This is a genomic window from Microbacterium sp. P5_E9 (assembly GCF_054049175.1).
Map to the genome: position 1 here is coordinate 336,936 of NZ_JBFUMV010000001.1, position 26,164 is coordinate 363,099.

The 26,164-nt window shown below is 69.4% G+C and carries 28 protein-coding genes and 1 tRNA gene; 14 read left to right on the forward strand and 15 right to left on the reverse strand.

What is annotated here, in order from left to right:
- The first annotated feature begins 81 nt into the window (after positions 1–81).
- Positions 82–858: a class I SAM-dependent methyltransferase gene (locus ACXJ3V_RS01700; protein ID WP_457098521.1), complete on the forward strand. Its 777-nt coding sequence runs from the start codon at positions 82–84 to the stop codon at positions 856–858.
- Positions 859–923: 65 nt separating this feature from the next.
- Here ACXJ3V_RS01700 and ACXJ3V_RS01705 read toward each other — a convergent pair whose 3' ends face one another.
- From ACXJ3V_RS01705 to ACXJ3V_RS01730, 6 genes are all read right to left on the reverse strand, one after another.
- Positions 924–2,168 (reverse strand): RNA polymerase sigma factor, encoded by a 1,245-nt coding sequence (locus ACXJ3V_RS01705; RefSeq protein WP_457098522.1) that lies wholly within the window; start codon positions 2,166–2,168, stop codon positions 924–926.
- Positions 2,165–2,548 (reverse strand): YciI family protein, encoded by a 384-nt coding sequence (locus ACXJ3V_RS01710; RefSeq protein WP_457098523.1) that lies wholly within the window; start codon positions 2,546–2,548, stop codon positions 2,165–2,167. Before ACXJ3V_RS01710 ends, ACXJ3V_RS01705 begins: the two co-directional genes overlap by 4 nt.
- Before the next feature lie 270 nt (positions 2,549–2,818).
- Positions 2,819–3,085, reverse strand: a complete 267-nt coding sequence (locus tag ACXJ3V_RS01715) for a DUF1232 domain-containing protein (RefSeq protein ID WP_457098524.1) — start codon at positions 3,083–3,085, stop codon at positions 2,819–2,821.
- Between the two features lie 108 nt (positions 3,086–3,193).
- Entirely contained in the window at positions 3,194–3,463 is a 270-nt protein-coding gene (locus ACXJ3V_RS01720; protein WP_457098525.1) for a hypothetical protein, read from the reverse strand.
- A 155-nt stretch (positions 3,464–3,618) separates the two neighbouring features.
- On the reverse strand, positions 3,619–4,134 hold the full coding sequence (locus ACXJ3V_RS01725; RefSeq protein WP_457098526.1) for a hypothetical protein: 516 nt from the start codon (positions 4,132–4,134) through the stop codon (positions 3,619–3,621).
- A 362-nt stretch (positions 4,135–4,496) separates the two neighbouring features.
- Complete coding sequence (locus ACXJ3V_RS01730) at positions 4,497–4,679, reverse strand: hypothetical protein (RefSeq protein ID WP_457098527.1); 183 nt, start codon at positions 4,677–4,679, stop codon at positions 4,497–4,499.
- Between the two features lie 208 nt (positions 4,680–4,887).
- On the opposite strand from ACXJ3V_RS01730, the gene ACXJ3V_RS01735 reads away from it, so the two are divergent.
- Both ACXJ3V_RS01735 and ACXJ3V_RS01740 read left to right on the forward strand, forming a co-directional pair.
- Positions 4,888–5,160 (forward strand): hypothetical protein, encoded by a 273-nt coding sequence (locus tag ACXJ3V_RS01735; protein ID WP_457098528.1) that lies wholly within the window; start codon positions 4,888–4,890, stop codon positions 5,158–5,160.
- Positions 5,161–5,302: 142 nt separating this feature from the next.
- Positions 5,303–6,055: a GNAT family N-acetyltransferase gene (locus ACXJ3V_RS01740; protein WP_457098529.1), complete on the forward strand. Its 753-nt coding sequence runs from the start codon at positions 5,303–5,305 to the stop codon at positions 6,053–6,055.
- Between the two features lie 55 nt (positions 6,056–6,110).
- Here ACXJ3V_RS01740 and ACXJ3V_RS01745 read toward each other — a convergent pair whose 3' ends face one another.
- Positions 6,111–6,986: a sulfurtransferase gene (locus ACXJ3V_RS01745; RefSeq protein ID WP_457098530.1), complete on the reverse strand. Its 876-nt coding sequence runs from the start codon at positions 6,984–6,986 to the stop codon at positions 6,111–6,113.
- Positions 6,987–7,226: 240 nt separating this feature from the next.
- Here ACXJ3V_RS01745 and ACXJ3V_RS01750 point away from each other — a divergent pair, with 240 nt between their 5' ends.
- The gene (locus ACXJ3V_RS01750) at positions 7,227–7,643 is read left to right on the forward strand and encodes a TIGR03668 family PPOX class F420-dependent oxidoreductase (RefSeq protein ID WP_457098531.1); all 417 of its coding nucleotides are present in this window, start codon (positions 7,227–7,229) and stop codon (positions 7,641–7,643) included.
- A 38-nt stretch (positions 7,644–7,681) separates the two neighbouring features.
- Here the strand turns inward: ACXJ3V_RS01750 and ACXJ3V_RS01755 are convergent, their stop codons facing one another.
- The 4 genes from ACXJ3V_RS01755 to ACXJ3V_RS01770 form a co-directional block, all read right to left on the reverse strand.
- Positions 7,682–7,933: a hypothetical protein gene (locus ACXJ3V_RS01755; protein WP_457098532.1), complete on the reverse strand. Its 252-nt coding sequence runs from the start codon at positions 7,931–7,933 to the stop codon at positions 7,682–7,684.
- Between the two features lie 133 nt (positions 7,934–8,066).
- Positions 8,067–8,525, reverse strand: coding sequence for a hypothetical protein (locus tag ACXJ3V_RS01760; protein WP_457098533.1), 459 nt, complete (start codon positions 8,523–8,525; stop codon positions 8,067–8,069).
- A gap of 137 nt (positions 8,526–8,662) precedes the next feature.
- Positions 8,663–9,157 (reverse strand): hypothetical protein, encoded by a 495-nt coding sequence (locus ACXJ3V_RS01765; protein WP_457098534.1) that lies wholly within the window; start codon positions 9,155–9,157, stop codon positions 8,663–8,665.
- 162 nt (positions 9,158–9,319) lie between these two features.
- The gene (locus ACXJ3V_RS01770; RefSeq protein ID WP_457098535.1) at positions 9,320–9,910 is read right to left on the reverse strand and encodes a GNAT family N-acetyltransferase; all 591 of its coding nucleotides are present in this window, start codon (positions 9,908–9,910) and stop codon (positions 9,320–9,322) included.
- A 107-nt stretch (positions 9,911–10,017) separates the two neighbouring features.
- On the opposite strand from ACXJ3V_RS01770, the gene ACXJ3V_RS01775 reads away from it, so the two are divergent.
- The 6 genes from ACXJ3V_RS01775 (at position 10,018) to ACXJ3V_RS01800 (ending at position 15,707) form a co-directional block, all read left to right on the forward strand.
- Positions 10,018–10,578: a GNAT family N-acetyltransferase gene (locus tag ACXJ3V_RS01775; RefSeq protein ID WP_457098536.1), complete on the forward strand. Its 561-nt coding sequence runs from the start codon at positions 10,018–10,020 to the stop codon at positions 10,576–10,578.
- Between the two features lie 73 nt (positions 10,579–10,651).
- Positions 10,652–11,395, forward strand: coding sequence for a phosphatase PAP2 family protein (locus tag ACXJ3V_RS01780; protein ID WP_457098537.1), 744 nt, complete (start codon positions 10,652–10,654; stop codon positions 11,393–11,395).
- A 90-nt stretch (positions 11,396–11,485) separates the two neighbouring features.
- Positions 11,486–11,558, forward strand: a tRNA-Ala gene (locus ACXJ3V_RS01785).
- A gap of 94 nt (positions 11,559–11,652) precedes the next feature.
- A complete protein-coding gene (locus ACXJ3V_RS01790) occupies positions 11,653–12,738 on the forward strand; it encodes a zinc-binding metallopeptidase family protein (protein ID WP_457098538.1) in 1,086 nt (361 codons plus the stop codon).
- Complete coding sequence (locus tag ACXJ3V_RS01795) at positions 12,735–14,411, forward strand: acyl-CoA dehydrogenase family protein (RefSeq protein ID WP_457098539.1); 1,677 nt, start codon at positions 12,735–12,737, stop codon at positions 14,409–14,411. Before ACXJ3V_RS01790 ends, ACXJ3V_RS01795 begins: the two co-directional genes overlap by 4 nt.
- Before the next feature lie 84 nt (positions 14,412–14,495).
- Positions 14,496–15,707, forward strand: a complete 1,212-nt coding sequence (locus ACXJ3V_RS01800) for a glycoside hydrolase family 3 N-terminal domain-containing protein (RefSeq protein ID WP_457098540.1) — start codon at positions 14,496–14,498, stop codon at positions 15,705–15,707.
- An 18-nt stretch (positions 15,708–15,725) separates the two neighbouring features.
- On the opposite strand, the gene ACXJ3V_RS01805 is transcribed toward ACXJ3V_RS01800, so the two are convergent.
- From ACXJ3V_RS01805 to ACXJ3V_RS01820, 4 genes are read right to left on the reverse strand one after another with little or no spacing between them, the layout of a single operon-like run.
- Entirely contained in the window at positions 15,726–16,607 is an 882-nt protein-coding gene (locus ACXJ3V_RS01805) for a 3-methyladenine DNA glycosylase (protein ID WP_457098541.1), read from the reverse strand.
- Entirely contained in the window at positions 16,604–17,338 is a 735-nt protein-coding gene (locus ACXJ3V_RS01810; protein ID WP_457098542.1) for an SOS response-associated peptidase, read from the reverse strand. Before ACXJ3V_RS01810 ends, ACXJ3V_RS01805 begins: the two co-directional genes overlap by 4 nt.
- Before the next feature lie 30 nt (positions 17,339–17,368).
- A complete protein-coding gene (locus tag ACXJ3V_RS01815; RefSeq protein ID WP_457098543.1) occupies positions 17,369–18,400 on the reverse strand; it encodes an App1 family protein in 1,032 nt (343 codons plus the stop codon).
- Positions 18,401–18,404: 4 nt separating this feature from the next.
- Positions 18,405–19,088: a DedA family protein gene (locus ACXJ3V_RS01820; RefSeq protein ID WP_457098544.1), complete on the reverse strand. Its 684-nt coding sequence runs from the start codon at positions 19,086–19,088 to the stop codon at positions 18,405–18,407.
- Positions 19,089–19,130: 42 nt separating this feature from the next.
- Between ACXJ3V_RS01820 and pabB the strand changes: the two genes are divergently transcribed.
- The 4 genes from pabB (at position 19,131) to ACXJ3V_RS01840 (ending at position 26,156) form a co-directional block, all read left to right on the forward strand.
- Complete coding sequence (pabB, locus tag ACXJ3V_RS01825) at positions 19,131–20,444, forward strand: aminodeoxychorismate synthase component I (protein ID WP_457098545.1); 1,314 nt, start codon at positions 19,131–19,133, stop codon at positions 20,442–20,444.
- Between the two features lie 100 nt (positions 20,445–20,544).
- On the forward strand, positions 20,545–23,121 hold the full coding sequence (gene leuS / locus ACXJ3V_RS01830; RefSeq protein WP_457098546.1) for a leucine--tRNA ligase: 2,577 nt from the start codon (positions 20,545–20,547) through the stop codon (positions 23,119–23,121).
- A 93-nt stretch (positions 23,122–23,214) separates the two neighbouring features.
- Positions 23,215–23,817, forward strand: coding sequence for a helix-hairpin-helix domain-containing protein (locus ACXJ3V_RS01835; protein WP_457098547.1), 603 nt, complete (start codon positions 23,215–23,217; stop codon positions 23,815–23,817).
- Complete coding sequence (locus ACXJ3V_RS01840) at positions 23,814–26,156, forward strand: ComEC/Rec2 family competence protein (RefSeq protein WP_457098548.1); 2,343 nt, start codon at positions 23,814–23,816, stop codon at positions 26,154–26,156. Before ACXJ3V_RS01835 ends, ACXJ3V_RS01840 begins: the two co-directional genes overlap by 4 nt.
- Positions 26,157–26,164 lie beyond the last annotated feature (8 nt).

Consider the following 26,164-nt stretch of genomic DNA (forward strand, 5'->3'; position numbering starts at 1 on the left):
GCCGCGCCGCTGACCTCTCGCCCCATGCCGCGATACGTCCCCCCTCTTGCCCGGCTCCGGCAGGGGGCCGATACTCATCGCATGGCGGCGGAGATCGAGGACTGGGCGGGGAGATTCGACGATGTGTTCTCGACACCCGCGTCGACTGTCCAGGACGAGGTGTGGGCGGATGTGTACGGCGACGAGTACCCCGCCGGCCTCGAGATCTACTCGTTCACCACACGGTCCGAGCTGCGTCGGATCGCCGAGTCGCTCGCGCTCCCACGGGAGGGCACGCTGGTCGACATCGGATGCGGCCGCGGCGGTCCCGGACTTTGGGTAGCCGGCGCCACCGGTGCCGCCCTCCTGGGGATCGACATCGCGGCTTCGGCGCTGGTGGCCGCGCGCGCCCAGGCGGTCCGGCTTCGGCTCGCCGATCGCGCGGAGTTCCGACTCGGATCATTCGAGGCCACCGCCCTCCCCGACGACTTCGCGGACGCGATCATGAGCGTGGACGCCCTACTCTTCACCCCGCACAAGGGCGCCGCCCTCCGCGAACTCGCCCGCATCGCACGCCCGGGCGCACGGCTCGTCCTCACGACCTGGGATTTCGATGGTCAGCCGCCGAATCGCCCGCCGCAGGTGTCGGACCACCGCGACATCGCCCGAGACGCGGGCTTCGACGTGATCGCCTACGACGACACGCCTCATTGGCTCGAGTACCAGCGCGCGCTTGCCGCGCGACTGCTGGAGCGGACCTCGGACCTCGCCGCCGAGTCCGGTCAGTCACCCCAGCAGGTGCGCGAGGAAAACCTCGAGATGGAGGCCATCTTCGCGTTCCAACGGCGGCGAGTGCTCATGGTGGCGCAGCGGCGCTGAGCCTCAGGAACGGACTCAACGGCGCAAGCGGGATAGACGGATCTGCGCAAAGACGGAGCCTCGGGTCACCACACGAGTTGGTCGCGGCGGCGGGCGAGGTAGGCCCGCTCGGCCGGGTTGCCGGCGAGTTGGATGGCGCGGTCGTACGCCGTCCGCGATTCGTCGCTCCGTCCGACCCGCCGCAGGATGTCGGCGCGCGCGGCGTGATAGGCGTGGTACCCATCGAGGTCCCCGTCGAGTCGGTCGATCTCGGCGAGCGCCACGTCGGGCCCATCCAGCTCGGCGACTGCGATCGCGCGGTTGAGGCGCACGATCGGGGACGGGTCGAGCCCGATCAGGCGTTCGTAGAGCGCGACGATCTGCGACCAGTCGGTGTCGCGTGCGGACGGGGCATCCGTGTGCACCGCGTTGATCGCGGCCAGGAGCTGATACCGCCCAGGTGGCTCGGCGCCGGCGGCGACCGCGGCGATCCGCTCGCGTACGAGGGCGTGCCCCTCGACGATGAGGCTCCGGTCCCACGCGCCGCGGTCCTGCTCGTCGAGGGTCACCAGCTCACCGGCGCCGGACACGCGCGCGGTCCGCCGTGCGTCGGCGAGGATCATGAGAGCCAGCAAGCCGGCAACCTCGCCCTCGTCGGGAAGCAGCGTGCGCAGAAGGCGACCGAGGCGAATAGCATCGTCGCTGAGGTCCACGCGAAGAGGATCGTCCCCCGCAGTGGCCAGATATCCCTCGTTGAAGATGAGATAGATCACCGCGAGGACCCCGGCGAGCCGTTCGCGGAGATCCGCCGCCGACGGCATCCGGTAGGGAAGCTGGGCAGCCTTGATCTTCGCCTTGGCACGGGTGATGCGCTGCGCCATCGTGGTCTCGGGCACGAGGAAGGCGTGGGCGATCTCTGCGACGGTCAGACCGCCGAGCAGGCGCAAGGTCAGCGCCACACGGGCCTCCATCGGGAGAGCGGGATGGCAGCAGATGAAGACGAGCCGAAGTCGGTCGTCGTCGACCGGTCCGGTCGGCTTCGGGGGAGTGTCGTCCGACAGCATGTGGGCCGCCTGGTACTTGTCGTCGCGGTGGGACTCACGCCGCAGCCGGTCGATCGCCTTGCGCGTCGCGGTCGTGGTGAGCCAGGCGCCAGGGTTGGGTGGCACGCCGTCGCGCGGCCACCGCTCCACTGCGGCGACGTATGCCTCGGCCGCCGCGTCCTCGGCGAGGTCGAGATCGCCGAAACGGCGAGCGAGACCGGCCACCACCCGCGCCCACTCCTCGCGGTGGGCGCGGGCGATCGCCTGCTCTGCGGGGGGTTCCGTCACGACCCCGTTGCGTGCCGTTCGACGATCTCGGCGAGGTCGGAGGGGAACCGGTGCACCTCTTGCGGCCAGTCCAGCGAGACGGCCAGTCGTCCGGCCCAGTAGCGCGCCGCCTCATCGTCGGCGACGTCCACGACGGTGAATCCGCCGAGGTGCTCCTTGGACTCGACGAACGGCCCATCGGTGAAGACCGCCTTCCCGTCCTTGCTCACGACGCTGAAGACCGCGGTCGAGGCATCGATCCCTCCATCTGCGTAGAGGAAGACACCGGCCTCCTTCATCTCCTCGAGCAGGGCTGACGAAGCCTGGCTCTTGCTCTGCAGCTGCTCAGCGGTGTGCGCGGGCACCCACTCATCGTTGAATGCGATCAGATACTTCGGCACTGTTCTCTCCTCATCGGGACGAGAGCCATGTCGCGGCTCTTCGGTCATCGCGACCCGGACGGGTCACCTGCCTATTCCACGAACGGCGACGCTCGGATACGACAATATCGGCGAGACATTCACAGCGTCGGTCTTAGTTCGCTGCGGGTCCCGTGCGGCGAAACCAACCCCGCGTCACGAGTCAGTGTGGTGTTCGCGGCGGATGAAACGGGAATGCGAACGCGTTTCGTGCACTCTGAACTGCGCGGCGGGTCGGACCACGATCAGAGATCAGCCGAGGGGCTGGGCTGCGATCCCGGGGTCAACTCGGCTGGGCGCCAGGCTTGCCAACCACCGGCGCTGCTCGCGTGCGAAAAGGATGGCGAGGATCCCCCAAAGACCGAGGTCGTCCACGAAACCTAGGGGGCCGAGTACGACTTCGGGGATCACATCGATCGGCGCGATCGTGTAGACAACGGCAGCGATGCCGGCGACCCACGTCGTCGGAGCGACGCGGTGCTGTCGCGTCTTGACCGCCTTGAGAAATCTCCACCACATGGGTTCATAGTGCGCCACGACTGGAGCAATGCCGCGGGACTGCAGGATCTTGGCTGGAAGTTCCCAGCGATCACCAAGGCTGTTACGGGTCCTCTCTTGGCGACCCACCTACCAGACGGTGCCGCCGCCAACCGAGATGCCGCCCCACGTGAGCGCGATGAAGATCCCTGCGAACACGACGGGGGCGATCCCCTTGCCGTTGCGCGCGAGTCCCTTGAAGAGCCCGATCACGGCGAGGATGGCGGCGACGATGGAGAGAGCGCCACCGAGGATCAGCCCGATGAACAGCGGGATGGGCATGAGGAGGAGGCCGGCCAGTGCGAACCAGAACGCGGCCCAGGCAGTCGGATTGGAGCGGCGTTCGACGGAGGAAGACATGCGTCGATTATCGCGTGTCCGGTGCCCGCAGCGCGTGAGACGCGGGCTGGCCGCCGATTATCGGGGGTTGACCGGGAACCACGGTCAGCGCTCGTAGTCGATCTCACGAAGCGTCAGGAGAGACCAGCACCAGACCGAGCCGACCGAAGGCCGGACTAGACGGTGACGGGGATATCCGCCTCGGCGCGGACATCCGCCGCCTCCCGCGCCGCGCCGACAAAGCGCGCCGTGTCCGACACAGCGGCAGTGAGCAGGGCGACGAGTCGTTCGTCGGGATCTCCGCCGCACGCCCGCGCGATCCCATCGACGGCGCCTGTCACGATATCCCGGCACTGCCGTACGGTCATGCCAGGGCCGCTCGGACCGACCTTCTCGATGAACCGGATGGCCCAAGCATCCGCGGCGGGGGCGGCGCGGAGGGCAGCCTGAGCCAGTTCACGCGACTCCGCGACGAGCTCGCCGTCCCGTTCCGCGAGGACCCTGAGGGCAACGCGCATGCCCACCGCCTGTGCACGCTGGCGCTCCTCAGCGGCGATCGGCAGGGCGGCGCTGGCAGCTCGCAGGGCGAGCAGGACGTCGAGCAGCGGGTCGTCGCTCGTCAGACCGACCACTGACGGAATGAGCGCCGTGAGCCGGGCGCGTCCGGCTTCGCTCGTCAGGTCGTTCACCATCCGTGCGAGATGCGCGAGAGTGCCGTGCGTACAGGCGGGATGGTCACTCCAACGCTCTCCCGCGAGGTATGACGCGAATTCCATGAAGCAGGCCCCGCGCCGTGGCGAGCGGTGGCGGCCCGGGGAGAGGATCGGCATGACATCCGGGTGAGCCATCCAGTCGCGCATGTGTGACCTCCCTCTCTCCTTCCACTGTGCGCCCGCCGCATCCGTGATTCAAGTACCTCCGGTGATTGGACGCACGTCCAGTACATGAAGAGCGAGATTGAGCGGCTTCAAGTTCCGCACCTCCGAATCGACGCCATCGAGCGCGCCGATATCAACGTGAGCACCGTCCTCCACCGCCTAGCTCACTGAACCCGTTAGTCGCCGTCCGCGGCACCGGCATCGCCATCGACCTCGACGGAGAAAAGCTCCGGCTGTCCGACGAAGGCGGTAAACGTCGTGGAGGCGTCCCCGGCCTGGAGTTTGGCTGCCTCGAGTGCCCGGTTGATGGCGAGGTCCATCTCCGATCCAGGGTGAACGTGTCGGTCGTCGCTTGACATGGTGCCTCCTGCGGCGAGCATATCCGGAGAGCTGACAGCAATGCGGGGTGCCCCGACGCGTGCGGGGCGCGGAAGAGGCGGTCGATGGCGCCAACGTTCCGTGTGTGCGCCGGGCGAAGACATGATGTTTGAAGTCGATGGTAAGAAGAAGTCATCGCCATCGTCTCGATGATGATCGGTGGCGCTGTTGGCAATGGTGGGAGTGGACATGAGCGGTGAGTGGCATCGTAAGCACCTCGGAGACGACGTACCGGAGCAGCCTCCGGGCGAGGAGACGCTGTTGGGTGCCGCAGGCGACGAGGTTCCCCCTGGGGGAGTCGTCGCGGGCTCGTTCAGTCAGGAGTTCCCCGGCGCCGACCCGTACGAGGGCATTCCGGCCGACGAAGTGGGCCTCCCGCCGCTGAGCGAGGCCGAGCAGGAGGCCGTTGCACGTGAGGCGGACCGGCTCGCAGACGACCTGGACGCACGCCGCAACCTCTGACATACCGTCCACGACGGTGGCGATCCCGGCGGAGTGGCTTCCGCCGTCACTCACGCGTACCCAGCCGGTCTCTAGGCGGGCGGCGCCCGGCGCTTCTAGGCTGGAGAAGTGCTGAAGCCCGGTGTCTCCGCGGAGAACTGACATGTGGATCGAATGCTTCGAGAACGACACGCGATTCGATGGCGCCGAGATCGAGTCGCTCGTCGAGCAGTTCGTCGCACATGTGCGTGCGGTGCACGACGTGCCGTATCCCGATGAAGAGTTGCGGCGGTGGGCGCGCAACTTCGCGGAGGCGTCCGTGCGCGAGGACGGCCCCGTCGAGCGGCGTGCGTCGATCGGCTCGGTGGAGGTGCACCCGGTCACCGAGGAACGCATCGACGACTGGCTGCAGTTCTTCGACCGCGACGCGTTCCCCGACAACCCCGACTGGGGATCGTGCTACTGCCTGCATCCGCATACCGGTGAGGTCCCTGAGCGACCCTGGCGGGATGTGCGCGCCGAGATGATCGGGCGGCTGCGTTCAGGTGCGACGCTCGGCTACCTCGCTTACGTCGACGGCCGACCAGTGGGCTGGGTCAACGCGTCGCGCCGATCGGCCTACGCGAAATACGCGGACGTCGATCGCGGAGGCCCTGCGTCTGACACGGTCGTGGGGGTCTCCTGCTTCATCATCGCTCCGCCGTACCGGCGCCATGGCGTGTCTTCGGCGCTCCTCGATCGCGTCGTCGCCGACGGCAATGGCCGGGGCGCACGTTTCGTCGAGGGATACCCGCGCCGAACGGATACCGGCGAGGATTCAGCGTCGTTCTGTGGACTGCGGTCGATGTTCGATGCGCGCGGCTTCACGCCGGCCGAGGAGCACGACAGCTACACCGTCGTCCGCCGACCCGTCTGACCCATCAGCCGTGGTCGGTGGGCTCGAAGCCAGGGACGACGCCGCAAGCAGCGGTCTAGGTTTGCGACCGGGCGAGGTCGCCGCCCGGCGTTGGTCCCGTCGCGACGGTACGGCCGGGTGTGTTCGACCACTGGCTCCACGAGCCGGGGAACACGGTCACGTCGACGCCCACGACCGCGCCGGCGAGCGCGAGGTGCGCAGCCGTCAGCCCCGAGCCGCAATAGGCGGCGACGGGTGAATCATCTGTCACTCCCGCACTGGCGAAGGCGTCGCGGATCGCCTCGGGCTCTGCGAAGCCCGCGCCGTGGAGGTAGGCGCCTGCGGGCAGGTTGACGGCTCCGGGGATGTGTCCCGCGATCGGGTCGTACGGCTCGGTCTCGCCTCGGTAGCGCTCGGGCGCGCGCACGTCGAGCAGCACGCCCCGTGCCGGCCAGGATTCGGCATCGTCGATCGTCGCGATTCCTCCGCTCAGCTCTTCGAGTTCGATGTACCCGCGGGCGGGCACGACATCGCCCGACTCCAGCGGAAGTCCCGCCGCCACCCATGCCGACAAGCCGCCGTCCAGCACCCGCACATCGTCGACCCCTGAATGGGTGAGCAGCCACCATGCACGCGCGGCCGACACCGAACGATAGTCGTCGTAGACGACGACGGCGTCGCCGACGCGGAGGCCCCAGCGGCGCGCGGCACTTTGGAGCGCCTCTCGGGAGGGAACCGGATGCCGCCCCTGCGACGGATCGCCGTGCGTGGCGAGTTCCGTGTCCATGTCGACGTACACCGCGCCGGGAAGATGGCCGGCGCGATGGTCGGGTCGGCCATCGGGCTGCTCGAGCCGATACCGCACATCGAGCAGACGTATGCCGTCCCCGGCCTCGAGACGCCCGCGGAGCTCGTCCACGGAGATCAGAGGGAAGGCCCAGGAGGTCGCCATACCGACATCCTCACACGCCGCAACCGGCACGCCTCCGGCCGGGCGCCCCGCGATTCCGGCCTCCCCTCGAGGACCGGGCGTGCTGCCGAGCATTCGGCGGGTGAGTCGCTGACGCCCGCCATATCGAGGCGGACTCACGAGGCGATCGCGATGATGCCGCCGATCACCTGGAACGTGAATCGTGCCGGCGCCGTTGTGGATCGAGGAACTGCTGATGCCACCGAGGGGCAGGATGGCTGGATGAGGTATTCCGCTGAGGAGTCTCGAAGTCTGGCGCTCGCGGAGCGGGTCGGCCGCCTGGCGACTGTGTCGGAGGGTGGCGATCCACACCTGGTGCCCGTCACGTTCGCGGTCTTAGGGGGACTCGTCGTTATCGGCATCGACGAGAAGCCGAAGTCCACCCTCGATCTGAAGCGTCTGAGGAACATCCGAAGTGATCCGCGCGTCGCTCCCTGCTGGGACGGTTACGACGAGGACTGGAGCCGCCTGTGGTGGGTCCGGGCTGATGGGGTAGCTGCCGTCGCGGAGGACGGTTGGGCTTGGGAACGAGCATGGGAGGCGCTCAACAACAAGTACGAGCAGTACCGCAACGCCGCCCATCCTGGGCCGATCATCGTGGTCGAGGTGAAGAAGTGGAGCGGATGGGCGCACGGTTGATCGCACCCAACACGCGGGACGAACTGCGCGAGCGGTGATCAGCCCGACGTGTCTTCTGTTTCCTCCGCGATGGTTGTCAGCTCGAGGATCCGGGCTTCGAGGGCACGCAGGAGCGGTTCGCGTCTGGCCGTCTTCAGCAGTTCGTTGATGTAGGACTGCGCGAGTCCTGTGGCGACGAGGCCGGCGTAGCCGTTGTCTTCGATTTCGACGACGAGGTGACTGACGGCGTCGACGTCGTCGGCGACCGTGGCGCGGAGAAGTCGTGCCGCGAGAAGATCTGGTCCATCCATGTCGGATCGCTCCCTTCGCAGCGGGATTCTAGGAATCGATCTGGCATTGGTCAAGGGCTGCGAGATCGCAGAGGCGGCTCACCCTGCCCTCAAGACCTGGCGTCCGTCAGTGATGGCGGGCCGCAGGCTTCGCTCAGCGCTTGCGGGGCTTCGGCTCGGGCCGCACGAGGGCGCGGACGATCAGCACGTACGCCACCAGCGACAGGACGTACCCGAACAGGTACACCACCATTTCCTGCACCAGGAAGCGGCCGTAGTTCAGCGCACCGTCGACGATGGCGGGGGAGACCCGACCGATGAAGTAAGCGGCCGTCTGCCCTGCGGCGAAGATGGTGAGCAGTGCGAGGGCCGCCAGGATTGCGAACCACACGCGCGTGCGCCACACGCGCCCTGTCGCGGCCATGGCGGTGGACGAGGTCCAGTCCGGCACCTCAGGGTCGAGTGCGCCATTGAGCTTCGGGATCAGGATGATCGCCGCCAGGAACAGTCCGTTGAGCCACGGCCCGCCGAGAGCCCCGAGCCCCGACTCGCCCGCGCTGCCGAGCACGAACGCGGGGATCAGCAGCAGGACCAGCACCGGCAGGGTCGCCACGATTGCCGATTGCGCGGCCCGGAGAAAGCGCATGGAGCCCGCGCCAGCGGCAGTTGACGAAGGGTGGGGCACAGGTAGAGCGTAGTGGGCGGCGGGCGAGATCCGCGGAATTCCGCGGGTCTCGGCAACCGTCAGTGTCAGCGACGAGCGATCGAGCGCACGATCGCGCCCAGCACCACCACGGCGCCCGCGGCTGCGGCGATCACGATGCCTGGCCGCTCCCGATACGTCTGCTTCAGCTTGTCAGTCCAGTCGCCCGCGACTGTCTTGGTATGGGCGACAAGGCTGTCCAAGTCGATGTCGTCGGCCACGTCCTTGAAACTCGCGGTTGCGGCCTTCGCAGCATCAATGGCGGCATCCGCGGCTTTTCCGGCCGCGGCCCTCGCGTCGGACGCAGCGCTTTTGGCGCCATCGACGACGTCGCCGACCTTCTCGCTCACCTTGTCTGCGATGTCGCTCACGGTTCCTGCGACATCGCTCTTCGCGGCTTGCGCGCCGGCCGAGGCCTCGTCCGCGATCTGCTCCGCCGTGGCGCCGAACGATTCTGCGCCGTCGACGGCCGACGTGCGCACTCGCTCGGCGGCGTCTCGGGCCGCCTGGGTGGTTTCGGAGTCTCCCTGGATGTCGGTCATTGGCGTCTCCCTTCATCGTGCTGTCGCGCAATCGTATGCGCGCCGGCCGTGAGTGCGCATGAAATCGGGGTGGGGTTGCCAGCGTCGCGGACGAGTGCTAGCTCCCTGGGTCCGACACGGCCCCTGCCGATCGATCGACGCGAGTGACGATTGGTGAGGAGGTCACGCTGAGGGTTTCGCGACATCGGGGTTGGCCTGTACAGCGTCCCATTCGTCTCTGGTGACCGCGTATTCGACGGCGCCGAATTCGCTGCCATCGCGGTCGTCATCGTCTTCGTAGAAGGTTCGGACGTACCGAAGGCCCGCGGAGGACATGGTTGCCCTGGATCGCTCGTTCACCGTCATGGTGAGGGCGAAAACGCGATTCATGTTGAGGTCTTGGAAAGAGTGGCGCACCATCTCGCGTGCGCCCTCGGTGGCAAGCCCCTTCCCCCAGTGCTTCCGAAGCAGCCGGTAACCCAGTTCAGCCTCGCCCGGGAGGAGAGTTTCCTCTCCCCACCCGGCGGGCTGCAACAGCCACCAGCCGATGAACTCGTCATCGACGAAGCCGACCCAGAAGCCGAGCCCGGCAACGGGCTGTGCGGTCGCAAGCCTGAGCCCGTGCGCCTTTTCGACCTGGGCTCGGGTGCGACCGTCGCCGGTCAGGTAGCGCATCACCTCCGGGTCGGAGTCCAACTCCACCTCGAGTTCCAGATGCTCATCACCCAAGGGGATCAGCCGCATGCGGTCGGTCTGCAACGTTGCCTGAGACACAGAGCAATACTGCACCCACGGAGGGACGGCGCCCCGGAAGGACAGCGACGTGGTCGCGTCGCGCGCCGCCCGTTGAGGGTCGGGCCGCTTTGGGTGACAATTGCGCCATGGCGCTGACCACCCGGATGCTGACACCGGACTCGTGGGAAGATTTTGCCGCACTCGTCGAGTCGAACAACGGCGTGTGGGGTGGCTGCTGGTGCATGGGATTCCATCCGGGCGGCTCCACCGGAACACGCCAAGGGAACCGCGACGCCAAGCAGCAGCTGGTGCAGCAGGGTGCGGTGCGACAGGTGCTGGTCTACGACGATGACAGGTGTGTCGGCTGGTGTCAGTTCGGCACCCCGCCGGAGCTGCCCAACATCAAGAGCCGCCGCGCCTACGACGCCGAGGCGAAGGAACCGCCGGACTGGCGGATCGGCTGCATCTTCACGAATTCGAAGGATCGCGGCAAGAGCATCGCCTCTGCCGCCGTTCGCGGGGCGCTTGACGAGATCAAACGCGCCGGCGGGGGCATCGTCGAGGCGTACCCGGAGCAGACGGAGGACCGACCGCCGCAACGCGGAGCATATCTCCATACCGGCCCCGAAGAGCTGTTCCTACGACACGGATTCGTGCGGGACCGGCGTATCGCCAAGTGGCGGTGGGTCATGCGCGCCACCCTCTGACCGCTGACTCGTGCGCTGGACCGTCGGCGGAGTTGGCGGCCGTCGTCGCGACCGTTGAACGTACTATCAACGGATGGATGACGAAGACGTCTCGGAGCTGATCGAAGGCCCAGCGCCCGCACCGGTGAAGATCGCGCGCCTGTGGTGGGTGGTCTCCGCGGCCGCGGCGCTGCTGCTTGTCATCCTGCTCGGCGCGGTGATCTTCTATCGCCAGGCGGACAAGCCGTTCGGTTTCGAGGTGGAGTGGATGGGAGAACTGGTCGAGGCTCGCGCGCCGGTGTTCACGGTCCTCGCGCTCGCCTTGAACTGGATCGGCGGGGGCATCAGCGGGATCGTCATTGTTCCGCTCGCCATCATCGCCGGCCTGCTCCTCTGGCGAAGGCCGTGGGCAGCGCTCTATTTCGTCTGTGCCACGATCGCGAGCGCGCTGGTCGTCCTCGTCATGAAGAACGTCATCGGTCGTCCTCGTCCGACCGACATCCTGGTCACGGCGGACGTCGGCTCGTTCCCGTCCGGCCACAGCGCGAATGCAGCGCTCATCGCCACGACGCTGGGGATCATCTTCTGGCGCACCTGGGTATGGATCGTCGGAGCCGCGTACACACTGCTGATGATGCTGAGCCGCACCTACCTCGGGGCGCATTGGATATCCGACACCATCGGTGGGATGCTCGTCGGCGTCGGTCTTGCGGTGATCATCTGGGCTCCGTTTGCGTTTGTGCTCTATCGCGAGCGCCGCAAACCACATCCGCCGATCTGGGTGAAGGTGGCCACCCCCGCAGCGGCGACCGATCAGTCCGGAGAAGCCTCACACTGACCTGCTGTGGACGCCCGGGTATATTCGTAGGGTCGGCGGCTCCGGTTGCCGGATATTCCGCGAAGCCCAGTGGTGTCGACAAGGTGCTTCGGGCCTGTGGCGCAGCTGGTAGCGCACCTGCATGGCATGCAGGGGGTCAGGGGTTCGAATCCCCTCAGGTCCACCGAAAACGACAAGAGCGTCCCCGCGAGGGGGCGCTCTTCTCATTTCGCGCGCGAAGCGACTCGAACGCGCTCTGGCGGGGATACGGTGAACGAGTGATCGCACAGCCGCGCTGCCCGTCCTGCCGCCACTTCGTCTACCTGGACGCCCTTCAATGTCACAACTGCGACGCGGAGCTGGGCTTCCACCTGGTGACGCGCCAGTTCTACAGCCTCCGCCGCGGACAGACCGTGATCGACGATCAGATCTGGTACACCTGCTCGAACCGCGGATGGGAGTGCAACTGGCTGGTCTGGGAGGGCGCTCCGGCAGGCCGGTGCTTCTCGTGTCGGCTCACCCGCACTCGACCGGATGGGAGCGATACCGTCGCGCTCCAAAAGCTCGCGAAGACGGAAGAGTCCAAGCGGCGCCTCATCCTCCAGCTCGGTGACCTCGGGCTGCCGATCGTGCCCTGGGATGTGGAGCCTGGCGGACTCGGCTTCGATCTGCTCTCCAGCATCTCGCTCGGACGCAGAGTCTCGATCGGCCACGCCAATGGCATCATCAGCCTCGACCTTGCAGAGAGCCTCGATGACCGTCGCGAGGCACTCCGGGTGCGACTCGGCGAGCCGTACCGCACGATGCTCGGCCATCTGCGCCACGAGGTCGGCCACTACTACCAGAACGTCCTGCTCACCGACGACCAGATGTGGGCGGAGTGCCGACACCTCTTCGGCGACGAGCGCGCCAGTTACCAGGACTCCATCCAGCGGCACTACAAGTTCGGCGCGCCCGAGGGCTGGCAGGACTCCTTCATCTCCGAGTACGCCACGATGCACCCGTGGGAGGACTTCGCCGAGACCTTCGCGCACTATCTGCACATCACCGGCACCCTGCAGACGGCCGCGACCATCGGCATCCATCTCGATTCGGTCGTGACGAATCTGCGGGACACGGATGTCGTCCCGCTCGACTCCTACCGCGACCAGCCTGTCGCGCAGCTGCTGAACGACTGGGAGTGGATGTCGCAGGCCTTCAATCGCATCAACCGGGCCATGGGATTCGGCGACTTGTACCCCTTCGTGATCGCGCCGCCGGTGCGGCGGAAGCTGGCCTTCATGCACGACATCGTGACTCACGCCCCGCTGACCAGCGTCGAGCAGATGGTCCTCGCGCTGCCCCGCGAGACGGAGACTTCGTGACCACATTCGCGCGCGGGCAGCGCGTGATCGGGCAGTTCACGCACTACGTGGAGAATCAGCCCGAGTGGCGCGTCGACCTCGACGAGTTCGCGGCCAACGCGCCGCTGGTCGCGGCGGTGGATGCGTTCGGTGCGGGGTGGGCGAGCGACGGGCTGCGCGAGGCAGGGACCCTCGTCGGCTCGCTGGACTTCCAGCGCGACGCCGAACGCGCCAACACCCACACTCCGGTGCTTTCCGCGCACGATCGGTGGGGGTTCCGGCTCGACGAGGTCGAATACGACCCTTCGTACCACCGGATTCTCGGGGCGGCGCTCGCGCGCGGGGCGCACACCTCGGCGTGGGCCGACCCTCGGCCGGGCGCCCACACCGCCCGCGCCGCGATGTTCATGCTCTTCGCCCAGGTCGAGCCGGGTCATGCGTGCCCCGTGTCGATGACCCACGCCGCCGTGGCGACGCTCAAGGACTCGCCGTGGGTGGCGGAGGACTGGCTGCCGCGCGCCTACTCGCGCGGCTACGATCCCCGGCTGCTGCCTGATCAGGAGAAGGGCAGCGCGCTGATAGGGATGGCGATGACCGAAAAACAGGGTGGGTCCGATGTGCGGGCCGGCACCACCCTCGGCACCTACATGGGCGGGCACGCCTATCAGCTCACCGGTCACAAATGGTTCTGCTCGGCACCGATGTCGGACGGATTCCTCGTCCTGGCCCAGACGCGGCGGGGCAACGAGGACGAGGGCCTCAGCTGTCTGTTCGTTCCGCGGATCCTCCCGCGCGGCACGCGCAACGTCTTCCGCATCCAGCGGCTCAAAGACAAGCTGGGTAATCGTTCCAACGCGTCGGCGGAGGTGGAGTTCGACGGCACCATCGGCACGATCGTGGGTGAGCCCGGCCGAGGCGTGCGCACGATCATCGAGATGGTCCAGCGCACCCGGCTGGACTGCGTGCTCGGCACGGCTGCGGGCATGCGCCAGTCCGTCGCCGAGGCGATCTGGCACGCACGCGGTCGTGCTGCCTTCGGCGCGAAGCTCGTCGACCAGCCGGCGATGACCGCCGTGCTCGCCGACCTGGCGATGGAGTCCGAGGCGGCGATGCTGACGGGGCTGCGGCTCGCGCAGCTCTTCGAAGACGATGCCTCCGACCGCGATGTCGCCCTCCGGCGGCTGGCGACGCCCGTCTCGAAGTACTGGGTGTGCAAAAGGGGACCGCAGCACGCGTATGAGGCGCTCGAGTGCCTCGGCGGCAACGGCTACACCGAGTCGTTCCCACTGGCCCGGCGCTATCGCGAGCAGCCCGTGATGGCGATCTGGGAGGGCTCGGGCAACGTGATCGCCCTCGACGTGCTGCGGGCGCTCCACCACGACCCCGCGAGCGCCGACGCGTTCGCCGACGAACTGGCGATCACCGAGGGCGCGTCCGGCCTTCTCGACGGACATGTCGCCCGCACGCTCGAGCTGCTCGTCGAGGTGGCGGCGGATCCCGTGTCCGCGCAGACGCAGGCGCGGCGGCTGAGCGAAGGCCTTGCGCTCGCACTGCAGGCATCGCTCATGCTGCGGCACGCGCCCTCCCTCGACGCGGAGGCGTTCATCGCGAGCCGTCTGGGCGCGGACCGCGCCGCGCAGTATGGCGTGCTCCCACGCGGAACGGATGCCGCGACCATCGTGGCCCGCCACTGACAAGGGTCTTCGCCCGGCGCCGGTCACTGCCGTCGCCCGCCACCGACAGCCGCGGGGGCACCGCATGGCGCCTACGCTGGATCGGTGAGCCCCCGTCTGCGTCTCCTCGCCCTCGGGGCGGCGGTGACGCTGCTGTTCGCGCCGCCGGCCTCCCGGGCGACTGCCGCGAGCCCCGACCCGTCCGAGGGTGCGTCAACGGAAACAGGCTCGGTGCGCGTGGTCGCGGCATCCGAAGACTCGCTCGCGAAGCAGGCCGAGCGGCTGGTGGCATCCATGTCGACCGCCCAGAAGGCCGCGACGGTCGTCATGGGTCACATCCCGACCACCGACGTCGCCGCACTGGGCGACTACATGCGCACCACAGGGATCGGCGGCTTCCTCCTGATGGGCGCGAACATCCCGAGCGACGAAACGCAGCTGCGTGCCGTCACGACGGCGCTGACGGGGGATCCGGCGCTGCCGCCGCTCATCGCCATCGACCAGGAGGGCGGCGATGTGTCGCGGCTCCCGTGGGACGGCTTCCCGTCGTCGCTCACGCTCAAATACGACCCGCCGGCGGCCACGGCCGATGCCTTCGCCGCGCGGGCAGCCCTCGTGCAGCGGGCCGGTGTCGCGGTGAACTTCGGGATCGTCGCGGACGAGACCGCCGATCCGTCCATGTTCATCTACCGCCGGGCGCTCGGAACCACGCCCGACGACTCCTCCGCGCGGGTGACCGCGGCCGTGGGCGCGGAGGCGGGGGAGGATCTCTCGACCCTCAAGCACTTCCCCGGGCACGGCGCGGCGGCCGGTGACTCGCACGCGCTCATTCCCTCCACCGGGATGTCCAAGGCGGAGTGGGCAGCGACCGGTGCGTTGTCGTTCCAAGCCGGAATCCGCGCCGGAGCGCCGCTGTTGATGTTCGGGCATCTCTCGTTCACCGCCGTCGACACGGCCCCGGCGACGCTTTCGGCCGAGTGGCATCGGATCGCCCGGGAGGAACTCGGTTTCACCGGTGTCTCCGTCACGGACGACCTCGGCATGCTTCAGGCGTCTGGAATCCCGGCGTACAGCGATCCGGTCGCGAATGCCGTCGCGGCGCTTGCGGCGGGCAACGATCTGCTGCTCACGGTCCTGTACTCGGACTCGGGGACCGCGTCGCGAATCGCCGCAGGCATCGTCGCGGCTGTCGACGCCGGCGCCGTGCCGGCCGCGCGGCTGGATGAAGCCGCCACCAGGGTGCTGACCCTGCGACTTCGCATCGCCGCCGACGGTCGCGGTCTGATGCCGTGCGCCGACTGCGCTCCGGTGGACTGACCCAGCTGCCGGCAGGCGTCAGGCCCGCTCCAGCACCTCGAGCAGACGCGCGCGGATCGACTGCGCGCGCACGGTGAACCCCCGCTGCCCGCTCGCGTACTCGGCCTTGCCCTCTTTCGTCTCGATCCGCACGGGCGCGTAGCCCCGGTCGGCGAGGTCGTAGGGCGACGCGCGCATGTCGAGGATCCGGATGTCGCGTGCCAGTTCGAATGCGTCGAGCAGCAGTTCGCCCGGCACGAGCGGTCCGAGTTTGACCGACCACTTGTACAGATCCATGCCGGCGTGCAGGCAGCCGGGCTGCTCGGAGCCGGCCTGGCTGTCACGCGAGAGCGGGGTCAGATTGCGGGGGACCGCCTCCGGCGTGAAGAACCGATAGGCGTCGAAGTGCGTGCAGCGCAGCTCGTGCGCGTCGACCACCGCATCGGTGCCGGTCTGGCCGAGCCGCAGCGGCGTGGAGTGCCGATGCTCGGACTGGCGGTAGACCATCGCCCACTCGTGGAGTCCGAAGCAGCCGAAGCTCGCGGACCGTTCGGCAGTGGCCAGGAGGATCCGCTCCACGCCGGTCATGAGCAGGCCGCGGTCGGCGCGGAAGGCGGCGGCATCCACCTCGATCGACCCGGCGGCACGGCCCGGACGGTACCAGCGCCACTGGGCGCGCGGCTCGGTCGCGGCATCCGCGAGTTCGACGCCGGAGCCAGGGTGCCAGCGGCGCAGCACGGAGGGCTTGTACGAGTAGTAGGTGAAGAGGAAATCCTCGACGGGATGCTTCTCGCCGCGCGACGCCCGTTCGCGGTGCGCCGCGGTGAGCGCATCGGCCCTGGCATGATGCGCGTCTTCGCGGGCGCGCCAGACATCCGTCGCGATGACGACGGCGCCGGGCACGGCAGTGCGGCTGGTCACACGTCGAGAGCAGGCATCGCGGGACCCGCGGGCTCGATGAGCTCGGGGGAGTTGTTGCGCACATTCCCCACCGCCTTCGACACGACGTGATCGTCGAGGGTCTCGGCGACGTCGGGGGCGGCGTCGATCGCGGCATCGAGGATGTCGCGCACATTGTCGGTCGTCGGGTCGAGCCAGGCGTCGGCGAAGTCGCCGTCGAGGAACAGCGGCATGCGGTCGTGGATCGAGCCGAGCCGCCCGATCGAGTCGCGGGTGAGGATCGTGAAGCTCAGCAGCCACTTGGCGGGATCGTCGTCGGTCTTCGCCGGATCCTTCCACCACTCGTAAAGGCCCGCGAAGAACAGCGGCCCGTCATCGGCGGGGTGGATGTAGTGCGGGATCTTCTGCCCGTCGACGGTCTTCCACTCGTAATACCCGGATGCCGGCACCACCGCGCGGCGCTTCTCGAGCGCCTTGCGGAACATGGGCTTGTCTTCCAGCTCTTCGGAGCGGGCGTTGAACGCCTTGGCGCCGATCGAGACGTCTTTCGCCCAGGACGGGACCAGACCCCAGCGCGCCGATTCGAGCCGGCGCGTCGGCGGTTCGGTCTTGGCCGAGTCGAGCACGATCGCGACCTGGCTGGTGGGGGCGACGTTGTATGACGGCGCGGGCAGGTCATCGCCCGCGAGGTCGACGCGCAGCACGCCCACGAGCTCTTCGCCCACATTGGCCACGACGAATCTTCCGCACATGCGAACCAGCCTACGCGCGGGGTCGGACGCTCAGTCGCCCAGGACGTGGACCTCTTCGAGCCGCTCGAGGAGACCAGCGCCATCCGATTCGGTCACCCAGGGCACCGTGGCCGCGGAGTGGTCATCGACCGCGGTGCGACCGCCGGCGAGGACCGCCTCTGCGGGCGAGAGTCGCCGGATGGCGACGCCGACCACGTTGGCGGGATGCTCGCGCGTGAAGGTCGTGTAGATCTCGTCGTCGTGCTGCCCGTCGTCGCCGACGAGGAGCCACTTGACCTGGGGGAACTCCTGGGCGAGCCGGCGGAGGTTGGTCAGCTTGTGCACCATGCCGCTGCGGAACCAGCGGTCGTGCGTCGGGCCCCAGTCCGTGAGCAGCACCGCGCCCGGCGGGAAGAGATGCCGGCGCAGGAACCGGATGAGGGTCGGAGCGACATTCCAAGCTCCGGTGGAGAGGTAGATGACCGGGGATCCTGGATTCTCGCGGGTCAGCCGCTCCATCAGCACCGCCATGCCGGCCACCGGCTGGCGCGCGTGCTCGTCGATGACGAAGGAGTTCCAGGCGGCCAGGAGGGGGCGGGGGAGCGCAGTCACCATGACGGTGTCATCGACGTCGGACACGACCCCGAACCGGATGTCGGGTCCGACGATGAAGACCTGGCTCTCGATGGGCTCGGCGCCCTCCACGGACATCGTCAGGGTCTGCCAGCCAGGCTCGAGCCGCGTCGGAATCACTGTGTCGATCACGCCGCCCCGATCGGCGACGACCTCGTGGGTGACGCCGGCGACCGTGATCGACACCTGGGCGAACCCGATCGGCACCGAGACGAAGCTGCGCCAGCCGCGCACGCTCGCGTACACGCCGGTGCCGGTGGGCTTGACCGGCGGCACGATCATCACCCGCCCGAGCACCCGCACCCAGTCGACGCCCCCATAGCCCGGGAGGGGCATGACCGTCGGCAGCTGCCCGCGCGCGCGACCACGGCGTTCCCGCCACGAGTGAAAGCGGTACTCCAGACGGGCAAGCCAGTGCACCTTGGCGCGGGCCGGAGCGGAGGAGGGCATCCCCTCAGTCTTCCATGTCCCCCTTGACGGGGCGTGTGAGTGTGTCGTCATCCGAGACGAGATGCCGGTGTTCGAGGCGTTCGATGAGCTTCTTGCCGGCGTAGATGAGCACCAGGAAGAGCACGATGACGCCGACGAAGATGTAGCCGGCGTAGTGCAGGCGATCCGCCAGATCGCGGTAGGTGCCCGCGGCGAGGGCGGAGACCGTGATGTAGAGGGTCGCCCACAGCACGCAGGCGGGCGCCGTCCAGGCCAGGAACCGGCGATACCGGAACCCGCTCATCCCGACGGTCAGCGGCACGAGTGAGTGCAGCACCGGCAGGAAGCGGGACAGGAAGATCGCCGGGCCGCCGCGGCGCTGCAGATATCGCTCCGAGCGCTCCCACTTGTCGGTGCCGATCCGCCGGCCGAGGCGCGAGTCCCGGATCCGGGGTCCGAGGACCCGCCCCAGCCAGAAGCCGATGCTCTCGCCGATCAGAGCGCCGATGACCACGGCGACCCCGAGGAGGATGGCCTCCTGCGGGGAGGCGACCGCGGTGGCCGCAACGATGACGATCGTGTCGCCGGGAACCACCAGGCCCACGAGGATGCTGGTCTCGAGCATCATCGCGAACCCCGCCACGAGCGTTCGCACGAGCGGATCGACGCTCTGCACGGCGTCGAGCAGCCACGTGAGGAACTCGTTCACGCCCCGAGCCTAAGCCGCTCGGCCCGCCCCTACTCTGGATTCGTGCCTCAGCCGCTCGTCGCCGTCCCGCTGCCGGGCTGGATCGACCCGGCACGGGCGTTCGTCGGCGGTCCCGGAACGGCTGAGAACGCCTTCTGGCTCGACGCCGGGCCGGGCGCGATCTCCGGCTGGAGCTGGATCGGCAGCGGCGTCCGTGCCACCGACACCGACGTCATCCGCGCGCTCTCCTGCGCGCCGGCGCAGTCCGCCGCCGACGAGTGGACGGCAGGTCCCTTTCGGGGCGGGTGGATCGGCTGGCTGGGATACGAGGATGCCGCGGCCCGCGCGGGCGCCCCGGTCGCTGCGTCCGCGGACCCGGTGCCGCAGGAGCTCTGGCTCCGCGTCGACCGCTTCGTGGCCTTCGACCATGCGGCCGGGCGGGTGTGGGCGGTCGCCCCGGCGTCAGACGCCGGCCGTTTCGCCGCCGAGGTCGGCACGTGGGCGGCGGAGAGCGACCCGGAGCCGCGGCATCCGAATCCGTCCGCTGTCGCGTCGCGCCACTCGCCCGGCGAGTACGCGCGGCTTATCGAGCGCTGCCGGGATGCGATCCGCGAGGGTGATGCGTACCAGCTGTGCCTGACGACGCGGTTCGAGGTCACGGCATCCGTCGATCCCGACGAGGCGTATCTGCGTCTGCGCGCGGCCACGCCCGCTCATCATGGCGGGCTCATCCGCGCCGGCGCGGTCGCGCTCGCCAGCGCGAGTCCGGAGCGGTTCCTCGAGGTGGCCGACGGCACGGTGCGCACCAACCCGATCAAGGGCACTCGGCCCCGCGGTGCGGACGCGGCCGAAGATGACGCCCTGGTGCAGGAGCTCATCGGCAGTGAGAAGGAGCGCGCCGAGAACGTCATGATCGTCGATCTCATGCGCAACGACCTCTCACGGGTGTCCGAGCCCGGCACGATCGTCGTCGAGCGGCTCTTCGCGGTGGAGAGCTACCCGGCGGTGCACCAGCTCGTGAGCACCGTCTCCGGCAGCATCCGCGCCGGGCAGACCATCGGCGATCTGCTCGACGCCGCGTTCCCCGCGGGGAGCATGACCGGGGCGCCCAAGCTCTCGGCGATGACGATCCTCCACGACCTCGAGGGCGGCCCGCGGGGCGTCTTCGCCGGGTGCTTCGGCTGGGTCGGCGACGACGGCGCGCTCGACCTCGCGATGGTGATCCGCTCGATCGTGACCCACCCCGGCGGCGCGTACGTCGGTGCCGGCGGAGGGATCACGTGGAGATCGGATGCCGCGGCCGAAGTCGCTGAAGTGGGCATCAAGGCGCGAGGACCGCTGGCCGCGATCGGCGGCATCCTTCCTCCCGGCTGGTGAGGATCAGCAACCGGAACCGATTCGACGGGTCCGGTAACCTGGAAGAACGTGTTCGCACGTCTCGACCTTCTTCGATTGGTACCCCTCCGTGAGTCAGAACATGCCCGCAGACGTTGCCGTGCCCGCGGAAGGCGCATTCGACGCCTACGCCATCCAGCAGAAGTGGCAGGAGCGCTGGGCCGAGGCCGACCCGTTCCGTGCCGGCGGCAGCGAAGACACCCGCCCGCGCAAGTTCGTGCTCGGCATGTTCCCGTACCCGTCCGGCGACCTGCACATGGGCCACGCCGAGAGCTACGCGTACGTCGACGTCGTGGCCCGCTTCTGGCGGCACCGCGGCTACAACGTCCTCAACCCGATCGGGTGGGACTCGTTCGGCCTGCCGGCCGAGAACGCGGCGATCCAGCGCGGCGCCGATCCGCGCGAGTGGACCTACGCGAACATCGAGCAGCACAAGAAGAGCTTCCGCGAGTACGGCTCCTCGTACGACTGGTCGCGGATCCTGCACACGAGCGACCCGGAGTACTACCGCTGGAACCAGTGGCTGTTCCAGCGCCTGTACGAGCGGGGCCTGGCATACCGCAAGGACAGCCCGGTCAACTGGTGCCCCAACGACCAGACCGTGCTCGCGAACGAGCAGGTCGTCGACGGGCACTGCGAGCGCTGCGGCGCCGAGGTCGTCAAGAAGAAGCTCACGCAGTGGTACTTCAAGATCACCGAGTACGCCGACCGGCTGCTCGATGACCTGAACCAGCTCGAGGGCTTCTGGCCGTCGAAGGTCATCCGGATGCAGCGCAACTGGATCGGCCGCTCGGTCGGCGCGGACATCGAGTTCGAGATCGAGGGGCGTGCCGACCGGGTCACCGTCTTCTCGACCCGTCCCGACACGCTGCACGGCGCGACGTTCTTCGTGGTCGCCCCCGACAGCGACCTGGCGACCGAGCTGGTCGCGGGCGCGGACGCCGACGTGCGGACGCGCTTCCAGACCTACCTCGAGCAGGTCGGGAAGCAGACCGAGATCGAGCGGCAGAGCACCGACCGCCCCAAGACCGGGGTGTTCCTCGGCCGCTACGCGATCAACCCGATCAACGGCGAGCGGCTGCCGGTGTGGGCGGCGGATTACGTCCTCGCCGACTACGGCCACGGCGCCGTCATGGCCGTGCCCGCGCACGACCAGCGCGACCTCGACTTCGCCCGTGCGTTCGATCTGCCGGTGCGCGTCGTCGTCGACACGACCGCACCGGTGACCGGTGCGATCCCGGTCATCGAGCTGGACGAGCACGGTGCGCCGATCGATCCGGGCACGGACGAGGCATCCGTCTCCGATCTCGACCCGGCGCGGACGGGTGTCGCGCTCTCCGGCGATGGCCGGATGATCAACTCCGGGTCGCTGAACGGGCTGTCCAAGCGCAACGCGATCGCCCGGATCACGGAGGAGCTGGCTGCGGCCGGCGCCGGTCGCGCGGCGAAGTCGTATCGCCTGCGCGACTGGCTCATCTCGCGTCAGCGCTTCTGGGGCACGCCGATTCCGATGATCCACACCGCGGACGGGCGGATCGTCCCGGTTCCGGAGGACCAGCTTCCGCTGACGCTGCCGGACGTCGAGGGACTCGACCTCACGCCCAAGGGCACGTCGCCGCTGGGCGCGGCGACCGAGTGGATGAGCACCGTCGATCCCGAGACGGGGGAGCCCGCCCTCCGTGACCCCGACACGATGGACACGTTCGTCGACAGCTCCTGGTATTTCCTCCGGTTCCTCGCCCCGAACGACCCGACGCAGGCGTTCCCGCGGCGCGAAGCCGACCGCTGGGCCCCCGTCGACTCCTACATCGGCGGTGTCGAGCACGCGATCCTGCACCTGCTGTACGCGCGGTTCATCACCAAGGTGCTCTTCGACATGGGCTACGTGGACTTCACCGAGCCGTTCTCGAGCCTCATCAACCAGGGCATGGTGCTGCTCGACGGCTCGAAGATGTCCAAGAGCAAGGGCAACCTCGTCGAGTTCGCCTCGAGCATGATCGACCCGGGCGCCGATGCCGTGCGCGTCGCGATCGCCTTCGCCGGTCCGGTCGAAGACGACATCAACTGGGAGGACGTCTCGACCACCGGTGCGCAGAAGTTCCTCGCGCGCGCCTGGCGCGTCGCGAGCGATGTCTCGAGCCACCCGGACGTCAAGTGGGCGGACGGCGATCCGGCGCTGCGCCGCGTCACGCACCGCCTGCTGGCGGATGCCCCAGGGCTCGTCGAGCAGACGAAGTTCAACGTCGTCGTGGCGCGCCTGATGGAGCTCGTGAACGCGACTCGGAAGGCGATCGACACCGGCGCCGGCCCCGCGGACCCCGCGGTGCGCGAGGCCGCCGAGGCCACCGCGATGGTGCTCGACCTGTTCGCCCCGCACACCGCGGAGGAGATGTGGGAGATCCTCGGCTACGACGGATTCGTCGGGCTGGTGCCGTGGCGCCAGCCGGATCCGATGCTGCTGGTCGAAGACACCGTGACCGCGGTCGTGCAGATCGACGGCAAGGTGCGCGCGACCCTCGAGGTGCCCGCTCGCATCGACGCCGCCGCGCTGGAGCTGCTCGCTCGCAACGACGCGCATGTCGTGCGTTCACTGTCAGGTCGCGAGATCACTCGCGCGGTCGTGCGGCCGCCGAAGGTCGTGAGCTTCAGCACGCGCTGAGCGCTCCTCCCCAAGCGGCCGGGCGCCGCGCCCGGTCCACGAGTGACGTGACGTGACCGCAGTCCGCGCCGCCCACGCTCCTAGCGTGGGCGGGTGGCCCCGGTCGACGACTCTCCCAGCGACCGCAGGCGGTTCGGCGTCGGCGCCGCGATCGTGGTCGTCCTGGCTGCGCTCGCGATCACCGTCGGCATCGGGATCCTGCGCGGTGCCGCCGCGCCGGTGGATGTCGTCGCCATCGATCCCGCGGCCTCGGATGCCGGGTCCGGCGACGCCGTGGCCGCGGCGGTCCTGTACGTGCACGTCTCCGGGGCGGTCAACGCACCAGGGCTCTACATCCTGGACGCGGGGGCCCGTGTCCTCGATGCGATCGCCGCGGCCGAGGGCTTCCGGGACGATGCCGACGACGAGGCGGTGAATCTCGCGCGACCGCTGAGCGATGGCGAGCAGCTGGTCGTGCCGGTGATCGGCGCCGCACCCGCGGAACAGCAGGCGGCGGCAGGGGACGGCCGGGTCAACCTCAACACCGCCGATGAAGCGGCGCTCGACACCCTGCCCCGGATCGGCCCGGCGCTCGCCGCCCGGATCATCGAATGGCGCGAGGCGAACGGTCGGTTCACGACGGTGGAGGACCTCCTGGCCGTGCCGGGGTTCGGCGACAAGATGCTCGAGTCGCTGCGAGCGCTGGTCACGGTGTGATCCGCCGCGCCGCTCGATTCCGGCTGGTTCCGGTCGCGGCCGCCGCGTGGGCGGTGGCCGCGGCGACCACGCTGACACCCGGAATCGCCCCTGCCGTGGCCTGGAGCTGCTGGGCGATCGCCCTCGCGGGTGTCGGCGTGCTCGCCCTGCGCCGTCCGCGCACTCGCATCGGGATCATCGCGGTGCTGACCCTCGCCGCCGCCGCGGCCGCGGCATCCCACGTCGCCCTTGCCCAGCCCTCCCGGTCGGCTCTCGACGCGATGGCCCTCGACGGCGGCCGTGCCGTCGCCATCACCGCGGACGTCGTCGGAAAGGTCGAGCGCCGCGCCACCGGTGAACTCGCCTTCGACGCGCTCGCGACGCGGATCGCCGCGGGCCCGGTGGCCACCGACGTGCACGTCGAAGTGGTCGTGCGCATCCGCCCCGGCGACGTCGACCGGCTCGCCGCGCTGGAGGTCGGCTCCACGGTGCTCGTGAACGGCACAACCTACCCGGCCCAGCCGGGCGATCGGGCCGTGCTGGTCGTCGCGGCGCGCAGCCTGGAGGTCGTCGCGCCCGCATCGGGGGCCGCCGCCGTCGCCTCGGGCCTGCGGCGCGGACTGCTCGGCGCCACCGTCGGTCTTCCCCAACCGGGCGCCGGCCTCGTGCCGGGTCTCGCCGTCGGCGACACCTCCCGGGTCGGCCCCGAGCTCGACACCGCGATGAAGCGGTCGTCGCTGTCGCATCTGACCGCCGTGTCCGGCGCGAACTGCGCACTCGTGGTGGGCATCGCCTTCGGTGCGGCCGCGCTCGCCGGTCTCGGTCGCCGCGTGCGCGTCGGGTGCGGCGTTGCCGCGCTGGCCGGTTTCGTCGTGCTCGTCACCCCCGAGCCGAGCGTCGTCCGCGCCGCCGCGATGGCGGGTGCGGCGATGCTCGCGGTGCTCCTGGGCCGCCCCGCCGTGGGCATGTCCGTGCTCTCGCTCGCCGTCGCGCTCCTGATGATCGCCGACCCCTGGCTGTCGACGTCCCTCGGCTTCGCGCTCTCCGCGGCTGCGACGGCCGCGCTGCTCGTCGCGGCGAGGCCGCTCGCGGTGGGGCTCGCGCGCTGGATGCCCCGCGCCCTGGCGCTGGCGCTGGCGGTGCCGCTGGCCGCGCAGCTGGCCTGCGGCCCGCTCCTGGTGCTCATCGCACCCTCGGTGCCCGTCTACGGGGTCATTGCGAACCTCCTGGCCGCGCCGGCAGCGCCTGCGGCGACCCTCGTCGGCCTCGCGGCGTGCCTCGCCCAGCCCCTGCCGTGGCTGCAGTCGGGACTGGCCGCGATCGCCTGGGTGCCGGCATCCTGGATCGCCGCCACGGCACGCCTGTTCAGCGGCCTCCCCGGCGGACAGCTGCCTTGGCTGGAGGGATGGTGGGGTGCCGCGGTCCTCGCCGCCTGCGGCTTCGCGGTCGGGATCGTGGTCCTCGTCCGGGCGCGCGCTCGTGGGTGGCCGCGCGCGCTCCGATTCGCCTCGGTGCTCCTGGTCGCAGCCACCGCGGGCGTCTCGGTCGGCACCACCGTTCTCACGACCGCGTCAGCGGTGCTCACCGTGCCAGGCCAGTGGGCGATCCTCGCATGCGACATCGGCCAGGGCGACGCCGTGCTGGTGCGCTCGGCCGGTCACGTCGCGCTCATCGACACGGGTCCCGAGCCGGCGCGGCTCGCGGCCTGCCTCGACAAGACGGCCATCGCCCGCATCGACCTGCTCGTGCTCACGCACTACGACGCGGACCACCGCGGCGGCCTCGACGCCGTCATCGGTCACGTCGACACCGTCGTGCACGGTCCGCCGGTCACCGACGCCGACCGCGCCGTGCTGGCGGCGCTGGAGCGCGGTGGCGCGACGCTGACGGACGGTCGCTCCGGATTGCACGGCCGACTCGGCGGCGCAGCGTGGCGGGTGATCTGGCCGGTGGGGGAGAGCAGGGGATTCCCCGGCGGCAACGATGCGGGCGTCGTCGTGGAGTTCACCGGGGGAGGGGTGCCGGCATCCGTCTTCCTCGCGGACCTCTCCGCCGCACCGCAGCGCGCGATCGTCGCGGGCGCACTCGCACGCCAGGTCGACGTCGTGAAGGTGGCACACCACGGCAGTGCCGATCAGGACCCCGAACTGTATCGGCTCCTGTCGCCGACCGTCGCGCTGATCAGCGTCGGCGCGGACAACGACTACGGCCATCCCCGCCCCGAGACCATTGCGTTCCTCGAGGCCGCCGGCGTCGCGATCGCCCGCACCGACCAGTTCGGCATCGTCGCGCTCTGGTCCACCCCGGACGGCGTCGCGGTCTGGCGAGAACGGGCCGGCGATGTCAGGGGCGCTGGGTAGGCTGGGCA